Source organism: Corynebacterium sp. Marseille-P8863, assembly GCF_946902955.1.
Lineage (GTDB): Bacteria > Actinomycetota > Actinomycetes > Mycobacteriales > Mycobacteriaceae > Corynebacterium > Corynebacterium gottingense.
Map to the genome: position 1 here is coordinate 25,240 of NZ_CAMPQC010000021.1, position 14,387 is coordinate 39,626.

Annotated in this window: 16 protein-coding genes; 1 reads left to right on the plus strand and 15 read right to left on the minus strand. The window is 69.2% G+C overall.

Annotated features, from left to right (window positions below):
• The 13 genes from OVO38_RS11355 to dacB form a co-directional block, all read right to left on the minus strand.
• Positions 1–792, minus strand: a complete 792-nt coding sequence (locus OVO38_RS11355; protein WP_095536295.1) for a pantoate--beta-alanine ligase — start codon at positions 790–792, stop codon at positions 1–3.
• A complete protein-coding gene (locus OVO38_RS11360) occupies positions 789–1,484 on the minus strand; it encodes a hypothetical protein (RefSeq protein WP_267208545.1) in 696 nt (231 codons plus the stop codon). The genes OVO38_RS11355 and OVO38_RS11360 overlap by 4 nt, the downstream gene beginning before the upstream one ends.
• Positions 1,484–2,419, minus strand: coding sequence for a DUF6779 domain-containing protein (locus OVO38_RS11365; RefSeq protein ID WP_267208546.1), 936 nt, complete (start codon positions 2,417–2,419; stop codon positions 1,484–1,486). Before OVO38_RS11365 ends, OVO38_RS11360 begins: the two co-directional genes overlap by 1 nt.
• 10 nt (positions 2,420–2,429) lie before the next feature.
• Positions 2,430–2,897 (minus strand): DUF3180 domain-containing protein, encoded by a 468-nt coding sequence (locus tag OVO38_RS11370; RefSeq protein ID WP_267208547.1) that lies wholly within the window; start codon positions 2,895–2,897, stop codon positions 2,430–2,432.
• Between the two features lie 19 nt (positions 2,898–2,916).
• Entirely contained in the window at positions 2,917–3,390 is a 474-nt protein-coding gene (gene folK / locus OVO38_RS11375; protein ID WP_095554825.1) for a 2-amino-4-hydroxy-6-hydroxymethyldihydropteridine diphosphokinase, read from the minus strand.
• A 1-nt stretch (position 3,391) separates the two neighbouring features.
• Positions 3,392–3,766 (minus strand): dihydroneopterin aldolase, encoded by a 375-nt coding sequence (gene folB / locus OVO38_RS11380; protein WP_267208548.1) that lies wholly within the window; start codon positions 3,764–3,766, stop codon positions 3,392–3,394.
• Positions 3,745–4,617: a dihydropteroate synthase gene (gene folP / locus OVO38_RS11385; protein WP_267208549.1), complete on the minus strand. Its 873-nt coding sequence runs from the start codon at positions 4,615–4,617 to the stop codon at positions 3,745–3,747. Before folP ends, folB begins: the two co-directional genes overlap by 22 nt.
• A gap of 2 nt (positions 4,618–4,619) precedes the next feature.
• The gene (folE, locus tag OVO38_RS11390; RefSeq protein WP_095275596.1) at positions 4,620–5,192 is read right to left on the minus strand and encodes a GTP cyclohydrolase I FolE; all 573 of its coding nucleotides are present in this window, start codon (positions 5,190–5,192) and stop codon (positions 4,620–4,622) included.
• Positions 5,182–7,647 (minus strand): ATP-dependent zinc metalloprotease FtsH, encoded by a 2,466-nt coding sequence (gene ftsH, locus OVO38_RS11395; protein WP_267208550.1) that lies wholly within the window; start codon positions 7,645–7,647, stop codon positions 5,182–5,184. The genes folE and ftsH overlap by 11 nt, the downstream gene beginning before the upstream one ends.
• Positions 7,648–7,698: 51 nt before the next feature.
• Positions 7,699–8,289 carry a hypoxanthine phosphoribosyltransferase gene (gene hpt / locus OVO38_RS11400; protein WP_095536349.1) on the minus strand — a complete coding sequence of 197 codons (591 nt, stop codon included), beginning with the start codon at positions 8,287–8,289 and terminating at the stop codon, positions 7,699–7,701.
• A 90-nt stretch (positions 8,290–8,379) separates the two neighbouring features.
• Positions 8,380–8,628, minus strand: a complete 249-nt coding sequence (locus tag OVO38_RS11405) for a hypothetical protein (protein WP_095554821.1) — start codon at positions 8,626–8,628, stop codon at positions 8,380–8,382.
• Between the two features lie 79 nt (positions 8,629–8,707).
• The gene (tilS, locus tag OVO38_RS11410) at positions 8,708–9,616 is read right to left on the minus strand and encodes a tRNA lysidine(34) synthetase TilS (protein ID WP_267208551.1); all 909 of its coding nucleotides are present in this window, start codon (positions 9,614–9,616) and stop codon (positions 8,708–8,710) included.
• A gap of 2 nt (positions 9,617–9,618) precedes the next feature.
• Entirely contained in the window at positions 9,619–10,896 is a 1,278-nt protein-coding gene (gene dacB, locus OVO38_RS11415; RefSeq protein ID WP_267208552.1) for a D-alanyl-D-alanine carboxypeptidase/D-alanyl-D-alanine-endopeptidase, read from the minus strand.
• A 64-nt stretch (positions 10,897–10,960) separates the two neighbouring features.
• On the opposite strand from dacB, the gene OVO38_RS11420 reads away from it, so the two are divergent.
• A complete protein-coding gene (locus OVO38_RS11420; protein WP_267208553.1) occupies positions 10,961–11,437 on the plus strand; it encodes an inorganic diphosphatase in 477 nt (158 codons plus the stop codon).
• Between the two features lie 221 nt (positions 11,438–11,658).
• On the opposite strand, the gene OVO38_RS11425 is transcribed toward OVO38_RS11420, so the two are convergent.
• Complete coding sequence (locus tag OVO38_RS11425) at positions 11,659–13,908, minus strand: hypothetical protein (RefSeq protein WP_267208554.1); 2,250 nt, start codon at positions 13,906–13,908, stop codon at positions 11,659–11,661.
• Between the two features lie 66 nt (positions 13,909–13,974).
• Positions 13,975–14,387: SpaA isopeptide-forming pilin-related protein (locus tag OVO38_RS11430; protein ID WP_267208555.1), on the minus strand; the 413-nt coding region annotated here is incomplete at its 5' end.

Here is a 14,387-nt window from a genome sequence, read left to right on the forward strand (position 1 = left end):
CTATGCCTCGATGTTTTTAAACCCGACGCCCAGCGGCACGCCGACGTTATCAATCAGGTGCACGCCGCCCAGATCGACGGCGGCGAGGAGGCGGGCGTCGCCGGTCGGTGGGGCGGGGCGCATGGCAAGGTCGCGCAGCTCAAGGTAGGCGGGCTCGACCCCGGCGGCGGCGAGCACCCCGCGGGCGGTTTCCAGGACCACGTGCGCGCCGTGCTCCGCCGCGTGCGCGCCCGCCGTCAACGCCGCGGCCAGCGCGAGCGCCGCGTCGCGGTGCTCCTCCGGCACGTCGCCGTTGCGCAGGCTCACCGCCAGCCCGTCCGGCATACGCACCGTGGGCACACTGTGGATCTTCACCTCCATGCGCAGCGCCGTGACCGCCAGCTGCGTCGCCACGAGCAGCTCGAAGTCCTTCTCCCCCAGCACCAGGTCCGTGGCGTGGGTGGCGTTGAGCGTGGCGAGCAGCCGCGCCACGTCGCGCCCGACCGCCTCGGCGTCTTCCAGGTGCGCCATCCCGGTGTCCACGCTGGCGGCGCAGCCCAGTTCTCCGTGGAAGACCACGTCGACCTTTTCCTCGGCGAAGATCTCCGGGACCTCGTCGCCCGAGAAGGTGACAAACACGTACGAGCCCAGCAGCGACTTCGCCGCCCGGATCAGCTCGATGTGCCCGGCGTGCACCGCGCGGCCGAGCGGCACGACCACGATCGACTTGCCCACCTTCCGGAACGCGCGCCCGTAGGTGGCCAGCAGCGCCTCGTCGCGCACGACGGTCGCTGCTCCCGGTGTAAACGTCATTGGTTTCTCCCTTCGTATTTGTCCATTGCCCACACTTGCATGGCGGCGTCGCGGGCCTGTTCCGCACCCCTGCGCTGCATGTCCACGAACGCGCGGCGCACGCCGGGGTCGTCGATCGCGCCCAGCAGCAGGTCCGCCGTGGCCGGGTCAAGGCCCGGTCCCTCGCCCGCGGGCTCGTCCCCGAGCGCCGGGAGGTTGGGGATGGCGGAGGTGAGGAGTTGGTGGGCGTCGATAAGCAAGGTGCGCTGCGCGGCGCGGAGTTCCTGCGCGGCGGCGATGCGCGGGCGCGCCGAATCTGCGATGGGCACGGCGGTGCCGCCGGATTCCGCGACGAGCATGGCGACGACGCCTTCGCCGAGCTCGTCGGCCGCGGACGTGAGCCACGTGCGGTCGTGGAGGCGGTAGGCGCACATGACGATCGCGCGCGCCGTTTCCACGTCATCGAGCAGCTGCGCGCCGCCGAGCAGCGCCGTGTGCAGGAACATTTGGCGCGGCCGCGCGTACGGGGCGAGGCGGGCGGCGATGCTGCGGACTTCGGCGGGGCTGGCGACGTCGATGAGCACGAGGTCCACGTGCGCGATGAGCCCGGGGTCCGCGAGGTCGAGCGGGCGGACGGTGTGCCCGGCGCGCTCGAGGTCGTCGGCGAGCCCGCACGCGTTGCCGATCGCGCCGGCCAAGAGTGTCGGCGCCACTAGCGCTTGTTGCGTTCCAGCAGCTCGGAGACGGACAGCGAGCCCTCGCGGCCGGCATCGCGGCGGCGCCGGCCTCCGCGGCGCTCGTCGCTTTCACGCTTCTCGACGCCCCGCTCATGCCGCCCAACGTGCGTCTCCGGCTCCGGCTGCGGCTGGGGTTGAGGCTTGGGCTCCGGCTTTGGCGCGGCGGTTTCGGTCTTGGTCCGCTCGCTGATCAGCGCCGACAGCGGGTTCTGCTGCTCGCGCTGCGGCTGCTGCCCGATGTTGCCGCGCACAGCGTCGCTGCTCGGCGCGCCGCTGGGGCGACCGCGGCGGTGGGAGCCGTTCGCGCGCTCCGGGGCCGGGGTGCGCACCACGGAGATCTTCGCGGTGTCAAAGCTCGACGGCCCCTTGGTCTCGTGCTTGTGGGGCTCGGACTTGGGCGCCTCAACGGGCTCAGCCGGCTCGCTCGGCGCAGTCGGCTCGCTCGGCTCGGCCGCAGCCTCGGCCTCCGCCGGGCGCTCGAGTTCCTGGATGCGCCGCGCCGCCGCACGCACCGCGGCCGGCTCGTACTCGAAGACCTGCCCGCTCATCTCCTCCAGCTGGGAGCGCAGCGCCTTGATCTCCGCTTGCAGCTCGCGGAGCAGCTCGGTGTCCACCGGGCTCGCGCCGGCGCCACCCGCGGCGGCGGCCGGCTGCCGCTCCAGGCGCGCCAGCTCTTCCTTGTGGTTCGCCTCGCTCTGCTGGAGGGCGCGGGTCGCTTCGTCGCGGTCGCGGCGCATGCGGAAGATCACGATCAGCCCGGCCGCGGCGGCCCATAGCGCGAGGATGAGCGAGATTTTCAGCGCGTTTGCCGAGTTGGTAAACAGCATCACCACCGTGCCCACGATCGCGAGCGCGAACGGCACGATGACCCAGAGGTTTCCGCGGTCACTAGAAGAGGGTTGGGCAGTCATGATTAGTACCTTAGCTAACGCCCTCGCCCGACGAGGGTGGCGACACCTCGCACGCCTTCTCCAGCAGCACCCCCGCCACCGCGAGCAGCAGCCCGCCGACCACACCGCCGATGAGCGCCGGCAGGTCCTCCCCCGCCGCGGCGAGCGTGCCCAGCCGCGGCACCACGTACACCAGCGGCCCGAGGTACGCCCCGCCGCACACCGCGCCGGCCCACGCGCACGCCTTGCCAAACAGCATAAAATTCGCGGCCATCATCGGGTTGAGCTGCGAGCGGTCCAGCCCGACCCGCCCGTCGGAGCGCCGCCGCTTCACCACCACCACGAGCACCGTGCACACCAGCGCCAGCACCCAGAGGCTCGACGGCACAGCAGCGCCTATCGACGCCACCGCCCCGTACCACCGGCGCATCAGAATCAATGTGGCCGCCGCGCAGAACCCCGCCGCCCCGATCAGCGCCGCGTAGGACGTGCGGTGCATGCCCTCGCTGCTCATCCTCTTAGCCCTCCAGTCTGCGCACGCCGTCGCGCTCCGCCGGGTCCAGGCGGGCGAGCAGATCGGCGACGCGCTCGCCGCCCAGGGTAGCGGCCGGGTCGATCTCCAGCCAGGGCGCGAGGACGAACGCGCGCAGGTGCGCCCGCGGGTGCGGCACCGTCAGCTCCGGGTCGTTGGACGTGTAGCCGGCGATGTCCACGATGTCCACGTCCAGGGTGCGCGGCCCCCAGCGCTCGACGCGGACGCGGTTGGCGGCCTCCTCGAGCGCCTGGCATTCGCGGAGGAGTTGGGTGGGGGTGAGGGGGGCGTCGATAAGCATGCTCTGATTGAGAAAGTCCGGCTGGTCCGTCTTGCCCCAGGGGGCGGTGGCGTAGAGCGAGCTGGCGGCGACGAGCGAGCCCGCGAAGTGGCGCACGACCGAGGCGAGGTGCGCGCGCGAGTCCTCCATGTTGGAGCCTGCGGAAATGACGGCGCGCATGCTACCTCCTGTGCTTGCGGTTGCGGCGGCAGACGACGGCGACGTCGTCGAAGACGAGCGGGATCGGCGCGTGCGGCTTGTGCACGGTGACCTCGATGGCGTGCAGGGCGTCAAAGCGGTCCATGGCGGTGTCGGCGATCTCGGTGGCGACGGTCTCGATGAGCTGGCGCGGGGTGCCCGCGGCGACGTCGTAGGCGAGCTGCGCGAGCTCCGCATAGTTGACGGTCTTGGTCAGGTCATCGCCCGCCGCGGCCTCGGCGAAGTCCACCCAGCAGGTGAGGTCCACGGTGAAGGACTGGCCAAACTCGGTCTCGTGCGGGAGCACGCCGTGGTGCGCGAAGCACTGCAGGCCCTTCAGTTCGATGCGGTCGGCCATGAGTGCGCACCTCCCTCGCGCCACTTGGCGGCGACGTCGACGGCGTCGCGCGAGACCGCGACCTCGTGCACGCGCACGCACCACGCGCCGTAGTGCGCGGACAGCGCGGTGACGGCGGCGGTGGCGGGGTCGGCGTCGACGGGGCCGTGCTCCAGGCCGCGCTCCTTGCGCACCCCGGTGAGGAAGCGCTTGCGGCTCGCGCCGACCAGGATGGGAAACTCGCCAGCGATGAATTCCGGCAGCGCGTTCAGCAGCGCCCAGTTGTCCGCGGCCGTCTTGGCAAAGCCGAGGCCGGGGTCGAGGGTGATCTGGTCGTGCGCCACGCCGGCGGCGAGCGCGTTGTCCACCAACTCCCCCAGCACCTGGTGGACGTCGCGCACCACGTCCCCGCCGTGGTCGGCGGCGCCGGAGGCGTTGACGAAGGCGTCGGCGCGCCAGTGCATCAGGCACACCGGCAGCTGGGTCTGGGCCATGACGCGGTACATGTCGGGGTCGGCGAGGCCGCCGGAGACGTCGTTGATGAGGTCCACGCCGGCGTCGGCAGCCGCGAGCGCCGTCGACGCGCGCATCGTGTCCACCGAGGTGCGGATCCCGTCCGCGTGCAGCGCCGCGATGACGGGGCGGACGCGCTCGGCCTCCACCTCGGCCGGGACGCGGGTGGCGCCGGGTCGGGTGGATTCGGCGCCGACGTCGATAATGTCTGCCCCGAGCCGCACGAGTTCGTGCGCGTGGGCGATCGCGTCGTCGGCGGCAAGCCAGCGGCCGCCGTCGGAGAACGAGTCCTCGGTGACGTTGACAATGCCCATCACCGTCGTGCGGCCGGGCGCAGTGAGATCGGCCACGCTGACCATGGCTAGCTCCTTATCAGGCTCATGACCTCGGCGCGCGAGGCCGCGTTGGACTGGAAGCCGCCGCGCACCGCGGAGGTGGTGGTCACGGCGCCGGGCTTGCGGATCCCCCGCATGGCCATGCACAGGTGCTCGCATTCGACCACCACGATGACTGCGGAAGCACCAAGCTTATCGACGATCGCGTCAGCCACCTGCCCCGTCAACCGCTCCTGCACCTGCGGCCGCTTGGCGTACATGTCCGTGAGGCGGGCGAGCTTGGACAGGCCCGTGACCTTGCCGTCCTTGCCCGGGATGTAGCCCACGTGCGCCTTGCCGTAGAAGGGCACGAGGTGGTGCTCGCAGGTGGAGTAGATCGGGATGTCGCGCACGAGGACCAGCTCCTGGTGGTTCTCCGCGAACGTCTTCTCCAGGACCTCGGTGGGGTCGGTGTGGAGGCCGGCGAAGACCTCCTCGTAGGCGCGGGCGACGCGCGCTGGCGTCTCCTTGAGGCCCTCGCGGTCCGGGTCTTCGCCCACGGCGATGAGCAGTTCGCGCACCGCGGCTTCGGCGCGCTGCTGGTCAAACTTATTGGTCATTGTTGGGTCGGTCCTCTGGGTCGGTGGGGTGGTTGTCGCTGTTGCTGTCGTGGTCTTCCTTCCGGTGCCGCGGCAGCTGGCGGGTCGTGTCCTCGGACGCGGGGCGGTAGGCGGTGCTGCCGCCGCGGCCGTCCGCATCATCGTTGTAGTACGACTCGTCGGGGCGCTCGTTGTCGGGGAGGCGGAAGCCGATCTCGGCGGTCTCATTGTCCGGCTGCTCCGGCTGGGCGGGCTGGTCCGGGGTCGGCGCGTAGTTCCGCATCCCCGGGTGCTGGCCCTGCTGGCTTTGCTGGCCATCCCCCGGGTAGGTCCAGCCCGGAGGCGGCGTCGGGCCGCCGTAGTTCGGGCGGCTGCCGCCGGTCGGCGGGGTCCACTGCGACGATCCGTTGCCGTCCTTACCCGGCTTGCCCGGGCGCCAGTGGTTGCCGCCCTGCTGGCCCTGCTGACGCTGCTGGCGCTCCCGCTGACGGCGCTCACGCGTCGCCTTCGACGCTTCCAGGATGGAGAAGCGCTTCGGCGGCTCCTCGCCGCGTTCCTTCGCCAGCTCCACCGGAGTCTTGACCGGCTCGCGGCCGATCTGCTGGTGGAAGCGGGCGTCGTGGGCGGGCAGCTCGGGGCGTACCGGCTCGATGTCAGTAAACAGCTGCTCTAGGTCCGGGCGGCGCAGGGTCTCCTTCTCCAAGAGCGCGGAGGCCAGCGCATCCAGCTGGTCGCGGTACTTTTCGAGGGTGCGGTAGGCCACCTGGTGGGCTTCGTCGAGAAGCGCCTGCATTTCCTCGTCGATCTTGGCGGCGACGGCCGGCGAGTACTCCAGCGAGCCTCCGCCGCCCTTGCCGGAGAAGGGATCGCCCTGCTCCTGGCCGTACTTCACGGCGCCGAGCGAGGAGGTCATGCCGTACTCCGTGACCATCGCACGGGCGATCTTCGTGGCCTGCTCGATGTCGTTGGACGCACCGGTGGTGGGCGCGCCGAAGACGAGCTCCTCGGCGGAGCGGCCGCCCATGGCGAAGACCATGCGGGCGAACAGCTCGTTGCGGTTGTACATGCCCTTGTCGTCCTCGTCCGCGGTCATGGCGAAGCCGCCCGTGCGGCCGCGGGCCAAGATGGTGACCTTGTAGACGCGCTCGATGTCTTTGAGCGCCCACGCAGACAGGGTGTGGCCACCCTCGTGGTAGGCGGTGACCTTCTTCTCCTGCTCGGAGATGATCTTGGTGGAGCGGCGCGGGCCGCCGATCACGCGGTCGGTCGCCTCCTCGAGCGCGTCTGTGGTGATGACGTTGCCGCCGACGCGGGCGGTGAGCAGGGCGGCCTCGTTAAGCACGTTGGCCAGGTCCGCGCCCGACATGCCGGCGGTGCGCTTGGCCAGCGAGTCGAGGGAGACGTCCTTGGCCAACGGCTTGCCCTTGGCGTGGACCTTGAGGATCTGGGCGCGGCCGGCCAGGTCCGGGTTGGTCACCGGGATCTGGCGGTCGAAACGGCCCGGGCGCAACAGGGCGGGGTCCAGGATGTCGGGGCGATTGGTCGCGGCGATGAGGATGACGCCCTCGCGGTCGCCGAAGCCGTCCATCTCCACCAGCAACTGGTTGAGCGTCTGCTCGCGCTCGTCGTGGCCGCCGCCCATGCCGGAGCCGCGCTGGCGGCCGACGGCGTCGATCTCGTCGACAAAGATGATGCAGGGGCTGTTCTCCCGGGCCTGCTTGAACAGGTCGCGCACGCGGGAGGCGCCCACGCCAACGAACATTTCCACGAAGTCGGAGCCGGAGATGGAGTAGAACGGCACGCCGGCCTCGCCAGCCACGGCGCGGGCCAGCAGGGTTTTACCGGTACCGGGAGGGCCGTAGAGGAGCACGCCGCGCGGGATCTTCGCGCCGAGTTTTTCGTAGACGCCCGGGTCCATGAGGAAGTCGACGACCTCCTGCAGCTCATCGACGGCCTCGTCGGCGCCCGCGACGTCCGCGAAGGTGTTGGTCGGGTTGTCCTTGGTCAGCTGCTTCGCCTTCGAGCCGCCGATGCCAAACATGCCGCCGCCGGCCTGCATGCGGTACATCATGTAGGAGATCAGGCCGAAGACCAGGATCATCGGCAGCATGAAGCCCAGCATGGACAGGAGGAAGGACTCCTGCGTCACGTTCGTCTTGTACTTGTCGGCCCCGGACTCGCGCACGGCGTCGAAAATCTCCTGCGTGGTGCGCGCCGGGTACTGGGCGGAGATGGCTTCGACTCCCTCGTGCTCGTCCACCGTGATCGGCTCGCGCAGCTCTATGCGGACGCGCTGCTCGCGGTCGTCGATCTGCACCTCCTGCGCGTTGGAGTTGTGCAGCTGCTCGACGGCAACGGACGTGTCGACCGTTTGGTAATTGCGCGTGTCGTCTCCAAACAGCGTCAGGACGTACAGCGCGATGAGCGCGATGGCGGCGAAAATGCCCCACCGCAACACGTTTTTATTTTTAGTCATACAGTTTTTGGGTCTTACTTGTCGTCACAGTTAGTTGTCGCCTGGCGGGGCCTACTGGCCCTCGGAGTACACGCGCGGGTGCAGCGTGCCTACGTACGGGAGGTCGCGGTAGCGCTCCGCGTAGTCGAGCCCGTAGCCGATGACGAACTCGTTGGGGATGTCAAAGCCGACGTCGAGCAGGTCGATCTTGGCGGTCTGCACCTCGGGTTTGCGCAGCAGCGTGATGACCTCGAGGCTCTTCGGGCCGCGGCCGTTCAGGTTCTTCAGCAGCCAGGACAGGGTCAGGCCGGAATCGATGATGTCCTCCACCACGAGCACGTCGCGGTCGGCGATCTCCTTGTCCAGGTCCTTGAGAATGCGCACCACACCAGAGCTGGTGGTGGAGTTGCCGTAGGAGGAGACGGCCATGAACTCCATCTCGGCGGGGATGGAAAGCTTGCGAGCAAAGTCGGTGAGGAAGAAAACCGCGCCCTTGAGCACGCACACCAGGATGAGGTCCTGCTCGGCGTCCTTGTACTTCTCCGAGACCATGTCCGCCAGCTCCTGGATGCGGGCCTGCAGGTCGTCCTCAGTGAGCAGGATGGCCTCAACGTCGTCGCCGTAGCGGTTCGCGGGGACGTTGAAATCCTTCTTGGTGTACAGCTCGGTCATGGTTGGGCCCTTCCATCTCCTGTTGGCTTACAACTCCTTCATACTGCCACCTCTTCCCCGCCTGCGACAACAACGGGAGGACTACTTGCAGCGGTCCTCCGGCGGGCGGGTATCCAGCCCGTATTGCAGGAACGGCGCGAGCAGCGCACCGATCAGCGCGGCGACCGGGTTGGCAAAGAAGAGAGCGGGGTCTGAGGAGAGGGTGGACGAGCCGGTGAACAGGCCGCAGGAGGAGCCCGGGATCGCGGGGTGTTCTGCCGCGGGAGCGGCGGGAGCGGCGAGAGCGATCGCGGTCATACCGGCGACCAGGGAAGTGCGGAGGGGACGCATGGTGAGCTGCCTTTCAGTCGGGGGAAGCGATATTACGAACACGTGTCGTGTTGAGTATCGCGCAACGCCTCAAGCGGCGTTACTCGCGCCGCTCGAGGGTGAGCTCGCCGCCCACCCGGCGCACGCGCACTCCCCCGGCCATGTCCACGCCGACCTGGCCGTTCCAGTGCGTGATGAGCCGCTCGATGGCGGCGAGTTGCCCGCGGTTGGGGCGCACGTCTGCGCTGACAAGCCACGCGTGGATCCGGGAGCGGCGCACGGCGCTGGGCAGGGCGGCGAGTTCGTCGCAGGAGGTGGTCGCGGGGGCGTCGAGAAGCGATTGCGCGGCGGCGATCCGGTCGGCGGTCTGCGCGAGCGGGGGCACGGCGTCGCCGCCGAGGAGCTCGGTGAGCTCGGGGATGATGCGCGTGCGCAGCGCTACTCGACGAAACGCGGGGTCCCCGTTCATCGGATCCTCCCACGGGGTCACGCCGAGCTCGGCGCACGCGCCGACCGTATCCGCGCGGCGGATGGGCAGGAAGGGGCGCACGAGGCACCCGGCGCGCGGTGCCATGCCGGACGGGTTGCCGCGTAGCGCGCCCAGCAGCAGCGTTTCGGCCTGGTCGTCGGCGGTGTGCGCCACCCATACCTCGCCACCGTGGGCGAAGAGCGCGGCGTAGCGGGCTTCGCGGGCCGCGGCCTCCAGGTTCCCGCCGCGCGGCACCGCCACCTCCACGACCTCGGCCGGGACGCCAAAGCCTCGCGCCTGCTCGGCGGCACGCTTTGCGACGCCACCGCTGCCCTCCTGCAGCCCGTGGTCCACCACCACGGCACGCGCCGGGATGCCTTCTGCGGCCGCGGCGGCGACGAGCGCGAGCGAATCTGGCCCGCCGGACAGGCCGATGATCACGGGCGCTGCGGGCGCGTCTGCGGCCCGGGCGGCGCGGACGGCGCGCCGACAGGCCAGGAAGTGCGGCGAGGTGCGGGGCCAGAACGGCTGCGCGGCCATGGCTAGAAGTCGCGGAGGACGGAGGCGAGCTTGTCCATCCCCTGGCGCGCCTCCAGGATGGACGAGTCGTTGGAGATGAACGCGAAGGTGTAGACGTTGCCGTTCACACTGGTGACGGTGCCCGCGAGCGCGGAGGTCTCATCGAGCGTGCCGGTCTTCGCGCGCACCCAGCCGCGGCCGGCCAAGTCGCCGTAGCGGGAGGCGAGGGTGCCCTCGCCCGCGGCGACGGGCAGGGTGCCCAGCAGATCGCGAATCGGTGCTTCGGTGGCTGAGGAGAGTAGGACGCCATCAAGCAGCGCGGGCGGGATGCGGTTCGCGTCCGAAAGCCCGCAGTTGTCCAAGAGGGTGGTGCCGCTGACGTCGAAGCCCTGCTCCGCGAGCGTGTCCAGGGCAGCCTGCGGCGCGTCGGTCGTGCCCCGCGCCAGCGCGAGCTCGCGCCCAATCGCCTCGGCGTAAACATTGTCGGAGTTGCGCATCATCACCCGCATCCGCTCGAGCAGGGTCGGCGACTCCACCGACGCCACGACCTCCGCGTCCGCGGGCGCCGGGCCATCCGCGACGGCGACGTTCGCCGCCCCAAGCCGGTTCGCCAGCGCCTGCGCCACGTCCAGGGCCGGGGTGTGGGTGCGCGGGACGTCGCCCTCCGTCGCCCCGCCGAGCCGGCCGCCGGAGAGCATCGCGGGTTGCATCGGCGCCACGAAGCCGGCGTCAACGTTCTCCGGGTCCCAGCTTTCGGGGTACTCCTCCATGCCGTCCCAGGAGGACGTGTCGATGGTGACGGTGTCAACGGCGGCTCCGACGTTGCTGACCTGGGCTGCGAGCGCGTCCAGGGCCGCGTCGTCGAGCCAGACGTCGCCACCGGCCAGGATGGTCACCTCGCCCGGGTTCGCGCCGCGCACCACCGCGGTGGACAGCGTGTCCTCCGGGCCCAGCTGGTAGAGCGCGGCCGCGGCGGTGAGGACCTTGGTCACGGAAGCCGGCCGCAGCGGCTCGTCAGCGTGCTGGTCAAAGACGACCTCGCCGGTGGCGGCGTTGGAGATCCGGGCGTGGAAGGTCCCAAGGTCCGGGTTTGCGGCGGGGGACGAGAGGGCGTCGATAAGCAACTGCTCATCAACCGGCGAGCCCTCCGCGGGCGTGAGGAGACCGGGCGGGGCTTGCAGCGCGTAGGCCGGCGCGTGCTCAAGCGATGCGAGATCGCGCTGCGCCGCGACGCCGAACCCCGCGACGGTGCCGACAGCTCCGAGCGCGAGCGCGCCCACTACCCAAGTCCATACTTTCACGGGCACTAACCCTAGCCCACGTATGATGGTGAGCCGAACCATCACTCGAAGCAAAGGAGCAACAATGGCTACCGAGGTCATCATCGAAATCCCGAAGGGCTCGCGCAACAAGTACGAGGTCGACCACGAGACCGGCCGCGTCCACCTGGACCGTTACCTGTTCACCCCGATGGCGTACCCCGCCGATTACGGCTACATCGAGCACACGCTTGCCGACGATGGCGACCCCCTCGACGCACTCGTCATCACCCCGGAGCCCGTGTTCCCCGGCGTTGTTGTCGCCGCGCGCCCGATCGGCGTGTTCAAGATGACCGACGAGGCCGGCGCCGACGACAAGCTGCTCTGCGTCATCGACGACATCCGCTACGAGGGCTACCAGGACATTTCCGACGTTTCCGACTTCCTGAAGAACGAAATCGAGCACTTCTTCGTCCACTACAAGGACCTGGAGCCGAACAAGGAAGTCACCGGTTCCGGCTGGGGCGACAAGGCTGAGGCGGAGAAGATCCTGCAGGACGCAATCGAGGCGTACAAGAAGTAACGCGTTTTGCTTTGCTGGCCCGGGCTTGCCGTTTTTGGCGGCCCGGGCTTTTGCTGTTTTTTGCGGGGGCGGGTGGCTCCATTCGCGCGGTGAGGCGACAGGATGGTAACCAGAGGATGGGAACGTCAGGATGGTGATCAACCGAGTAACAGCCGCGAGTTTGCGAGACGTTACTCGACTAATCACCATCCTCTGGTTACCATCCTGGTTTTTCGACGCGCTTAGAAATTCGGCGCCGGAACCCCCGGAATCAGGCCGCCGGCCCACGCCCACCCGGCGCCGAGGATGCCGATGAGCCCCAGGACCAGCGGGATCACGATCGCGGCAATGGTCCCACCACTCGACCCCTCACGCTCGCTCGACGCACTGCCGGACGCATCTTGGGCGTCGGCCGGCTCCGTCGGCGTGGTGGTCACCGTCGGCTGCGTCGTCGCGGTGCTGCCCTCGGTCGGATCGGGGGTGGCGCTGGTCGTGCTGGTCGGGGTTGCGACGCTGGTGGTTTCGCTGGTCGTGCTGGTCGGACTGGTCGTGCTGGTCGGGAGCGCCGGCCACGGCCAGCGAGTTTCCGTTGGCGCGGGCTCTGCCACGTCGACCGGGCCAACGGCAGGCGCCGTTTCCCTCGTGGTCGCAGGCGCCTGAGCGCTTGTCGACGCCCACACATCCGTCACCTCCGCCGTGGACTCCCGCGGAGTCGACGTAATCGGCTTCGCGGCGGTGGTCGTTGAGACTCGCTCAGTGGTTGCCTTGGGCGTTGCCACTGTCGTCATCGGAGCGGGCTTCGCGGTAGTGGTCGCCTTGCTCGTCGGAGACTCGGCGGCCGACGTCGTCGACTGCGGCTTCGAGGCCACAGGCGTCGCGGTAGTAGTTGTCGGCGCAACCGTCGTGGACGCCTCCGCCGATGCCGTCGACGTCTCCTGCGTCGTCATTGCAGGCTTAACGGACGTCTTCGGCGTATCCGCAGTTGTCTTCGGAGCGGGCTTCGCGGTAGTGGTCGCCTTGCCCGTCGGAGACTCGGCGACCGACGTCATCGACTGCGGCTTCGAGGCCACAGGCGTCGCGGTAGTAGTTGTCGGCGCAACCGTCGTGGACGCCTCCGCCGATGCCGTCGACGTCTCCTGCGTCGTCATTGCAGGCTTAGTGGACGTCTCCGACGTAGCCACCGTCGGCTTCGGAGCGGGCTTCGCGGTAGTGGTCGCCTTGCCCGTCGGAGACTCGGCGACCGACGTCATCGACTGCGGCTTCGAGGCCACAGGTTTAGCCGTAGTAGTCGTCGGGGCGGCCGGGGTAGATTCCTCCGCAGGCTTCGACTGCTCAGAAGTAGCTTCAGACGTTGGCTCGCTGCTCGCCTTCAGCTCCGCTTCCAGCGCATCGCGGTTGTCGGCAGCCTCAAAGAACGCGGCGAGGTACCGGTCGGCGTGCTGCTGCAGCGCTGCGGCGCGTGCAGCATCGCCTGCGTCCTCCGCTGCCTTGGCGTCTGCAAGTGACTGCTGGTACTTCTCCGAGTAGTCTTCGACAGCCTGCTCAGCGTCTGCCATGGTGGCGGGCTTGGGGACGTCGATAGGCGGCAGCTCCGTTAGTGTCCGCTCCGTCGTGGTGGCAACCGGCGACGGCACTGAGGTCTCCGGCGCGGCAGTTTCCGACGGCTCGGGCGCCACGGTTGGTCCCGGCCCCACTGACGGTTCCGGTTCCGCCGAGGTCGCCGTGGATTCCGTAGTCTCCGGCACGGAGGTCTCCGACGGTTCCGGCTCGACGGACGGCTCGGGCTCCGCCGAAGTCTCCACGGACGGCTCCGCCGAAACTGAAGTCTCCTCCGCCGGCTGCGACACCTCACTCGTCATCGGCTGCCCGCCCAGCTCGCGCAGCTGCGGGTGCGTCTGCAGCAGGATCTGCACGTCGAGCTTCTGCGGCAGCAGGGCGAGCTCGCCTCTGTTTGTGCCGTTCTTCATCAGCGCCCCGCTGCAGGAGTGCGCGAGCCCCATGGCGTGGCCCATCTCGTGGGCGATCGTCATCACCATGCTGGCGTGGTGGACGTTTGCCGGGTTGGCGTACAGCGCCTGATTCAACGTCACGCGAGGGTTGTTGCCGGGCGTGCCTTGCTGGCGGCCCGCAGTAATCCCAGGCAAGGATCCGAGCTCCAGCTTCACGGCTTCGGGGTCGCGGTAGTCCACGTACTCCACGCGCAGCAGACCGCCGGTGGCCTCGATCCACGCGTCCATGGCCTCTTTGAGGTGCTCGCCGTAGGCGGTGGTGTTGTAGACCTTGAGCGTGTTGCCGTGGATGTTGCTCTGGTTCGAGCCGAAGAAGTAACGCTCCACGTCCGGGAGCTCCTTCCCCTGGTTCGCCAGCGCAGTATCAGTCTTGCACTGCGCGTCGAGCGGATCGACCTCTCCGCTGTACGCGTGCGCGGAGGGAGCGTTGACAATCAGCAAGGAGGCGCCGAGCGCGGCGGCGAGGTACTTTCGGGAAGACACGGGGAGACGACCTTTTTAAGAGATGACTAACGGCGTTCTTAGAAAGAGTACAGCTTTGCCCACCAATTAGCCAGTTCGCCGTCCGCGCCGCCACAGCCCGCAGAAACCAGCGCTGAGCATTATCGACGCCACGCCCACCCACACCATAAGCCCCGCACCACCAGTCTTGGGCAGGTTCCCCTGGCGCACGTTGGCGAGGGAGACACTCACGGTGTTCGCGGCGTCGATGAGCTGCACGTTCTCCCCTGGCGCACCCGCCCACAGCCCCACCATCGGCGAATCCTGAGAAAACGCGCCGTCGGGTCCGCGGAACTCAAGGACGTCCGTCTCCCCCTCGCGCACGACGCGCAGCACAATCGGCTCGGCGAGCAGTGAGTAGCCGGCGGGCGCCTTCGTCTCCACAAGCTGGTAGGCCCGGCCGCGCTCGAGGGCGGCTCCGGTGGTGAGGAAGCCGTCGGGGGTTGGGGTGAGGGGAGTGG